3 protein-coding genes are annotated in these 2,475 nt (G+C 33.7%); all 3 read right to left on the bottom strand.

The features are described from left to right. The coding region (locus VFS71_RS02565) for an NADP-dependent isocitrate dehydrogenase (RefSeq protein WP_326399204.1) at positions 1–1,407 on the bottom strand (1,407 nt) is incomplete at its 3' end. A 286-nt stretch (positions 1,408–1,693) separates the two neighbouring features. After that, a complete protein-coding gene (gene rplS / locus VFS71_RS02560; RefSeq protein WP_077370497.1) occupies positions 1,694–2,044 on the bottom strand; it encodes a 50S ribosomal protein L19 in 351 nt (116 codons plus the stop codon). Positions 2,045–2,256: 212 nt separating this feature from the next. Beyond that, positions 2,257–2,475, bottom strand: a 219-nt coding sequence (locus tag VFS71_RS02555; protein ID WP_326399203.1) for a hypothetical protein, incomplete at its 5' end; no start/stop codon positions are given.

Genomic DNA, 2,475 nt, shown 5'->3' with positions numbered 1-2,475 from the left:
TACCCAGTCTTGAATTGGAGCGTCTTTTGCTTGACACATTCTGAAAATATCGTTTGTTTCTACACTTTGTTCCATCAAAACAGTTCCGTTTGTATCGACAACACGAACAACTCCGTCCGCTTTCATTTGGAATGTTTTGTCATGAGAACCATACTCTTCGGCTTGTTGTGCCATCAATCCTACGTTTGGAACACTTCCCATTGTAGTTGGCACAAAAGCACCATGTTTTTTACAAAAATCGATAGTAGCAGTGTAAACACCAGCATAACATCTGTCTGGGATTATCGCTACAGTATCTTGTTGTTTTCCTTCTTTATTAAACATTTGCCCAGAAGTACGAATCATTGCAGGCATAGAAGCATCTACAATCACATCCGAAGGAACATGAAGATTGGTGATTCCTTTATCTGAATTTACCATTGCCAAAGCAGGTCCGTTTTCGATAGCTTGTGTAATTGCGGCTTCCACTTCGGCTTGTTGAGGATGTCCTGCAATTTTTGCATATACATCACCTAAACCGTTATTGGTATTGATGTTCAATTCTGAAAATAAAGCAGCGTATTTTTGAAATACATCAGCAAAATAAACTTCAACAATAGCACCAAATATAATAGGATCAGAAACTTTCATCATTGTTGCTTTCAAGTGAACTGAAAGCAAAATATTTTGTTCTTTGGCTTCTTTAATTGTTTTTGCAACAAAAGATTTCAAAGCATTCAAATGCATAACAGAACTGTCAATGATTTCTCCAGATTTCAAAGGAGTACTTGCTTTAAGAACGGTAGCAGTACCATCTTTGGCAACAAATTCTATTTTCACATCTGTGGCATCAGCCAAAGTAACTGATTGTTCACTTCCGTAAAAGTCACCGCTTTCCATAGAAGCTACGTGAGTTTTTGAATCAGAAGTCCAAGCACCCATAGAGTGTGGATTTGCTTTTGCATAATTTTTAACAGCTTTTGGAGCTCTACGGTCTGAATTTCCTTCACGTAAAACTGGATTTACAGCCGATCCTAAGATTTTAGAATATTTAGCTTTGATTGCTTTTTCTTCTTCGGTTTGTGGATCTTCCGGGAAATCAGGCAAAGCATAGCCGTGTGATTGTAATTCCGCAATAGCAGCTTTCAATTGTGGAATTGACGCTGACACATTCGGTAATTTTATGATGTTTGCTTCAGGAGTAGTTGCCAATTGGCCTAATTCCAATAAAGCATTTTTTGTTTTTTGATCTTCCTTTAAAAATTCTGAAAAATTCGAGATGATTCTTCCGGCAAGCGAAATGTCTCTTGTCTCAATTTCGATATCAGAAGTAGCAGTAAATGCTTGAACAATTGGTAAGAAAGAATAGGTTGCCAATAAAGGAGCCTCATCTGTAAGTGTGTAAAAAATTTTAGCTTTTGATGTCATTTTTTTATTTTTTTAATCTAAATCACAATTAATTTAAGGCCTTATTAAGAATTACATCGTTTGAGATAAGGCGGGCAAAGATATGAAATGCTCTTGTAATAGAGATTTTATTTGTATATAAAAAATTAAATTTAAAGAGTTATTCTGTGATATTTTGAATTTGATATTTTTACTGCCGTTTGATTTCTAAATTACGATTTTTAGCACCACAAATTTATCAAAAAAAAAGTCCCAATCGCGATTTTCATCGGTTGGGACTTTTTTATCATTAAAGAAATAGCGTAAACTATCTTCTTTTGTCTCTAATCTTAGCTTTTTTACCAGTAAGTTGTCTGAAGTAGAAAATTCTAGCTCTACGTACAGCACCTTTCTTGTTGATTTCAATTTTTTGCAAAGCTGGCAAGTTTACTGGGAAGATACGCTCAACTCCAATTGCACCTGACATTTTACGAATTGTAAAAGTTTCTGTGTTAGCAGAACCTCTTCTTTGAATTACAACACCTTTAAAAAACTGTGTTCTTGTTTTTTCACCCTCTTTAATTTCGTAGTAAACTGTGATTGTGTCTCCAGCTCCGAATACAGGGAAATCTTTTCTTGTTACGAATTCGTCTTGAACGAATTTCATTAAATCTGCCATGATAATTTTTTTAATTATGGTTTAATCAAACCAACATTCGCGGACTTCGCCAGAGGTTGATTTAAATTTGGGTGCAAATGTAAAAAATAAATATGAATTGTGAATTATGAATTATGATTTTTTTTAATTGGTTCGCTTATTTGGGGAAAGTCGTAAAAAAAAAGAGCTTTATTATTAAAAACTCTTTTTGCGATTTGTATTGTTAGAATAAATTAAGGAACCATTTTTGCTTGTTTTACTTTCTTTATGATTTCTGCAATTTTCTCATCTGTTTTTACTTTAATATCACTGTATTTATTTATGCCTAACGAAGAAGTCAACGTTTTATCTCTTTTATCAAATAATTTATCAATTTCTTTATTACGATTTTCTTTTGATAAATTCTTTTCGTCCAGACCAAACAATTCCAATACTAATGTGCTGTTCGCGTT

The organism is Flavobacterium sp. (assembly GCF_035760125.1).
Lineage (GTDB): Bacteria > Bacteroidota > Bacteroidia > Flavobacteriales > Flavobacteriaceae > Flavobacterium.
This window is presented reverse-complemented; position numbering and strand designations above follow the sequence as displayed.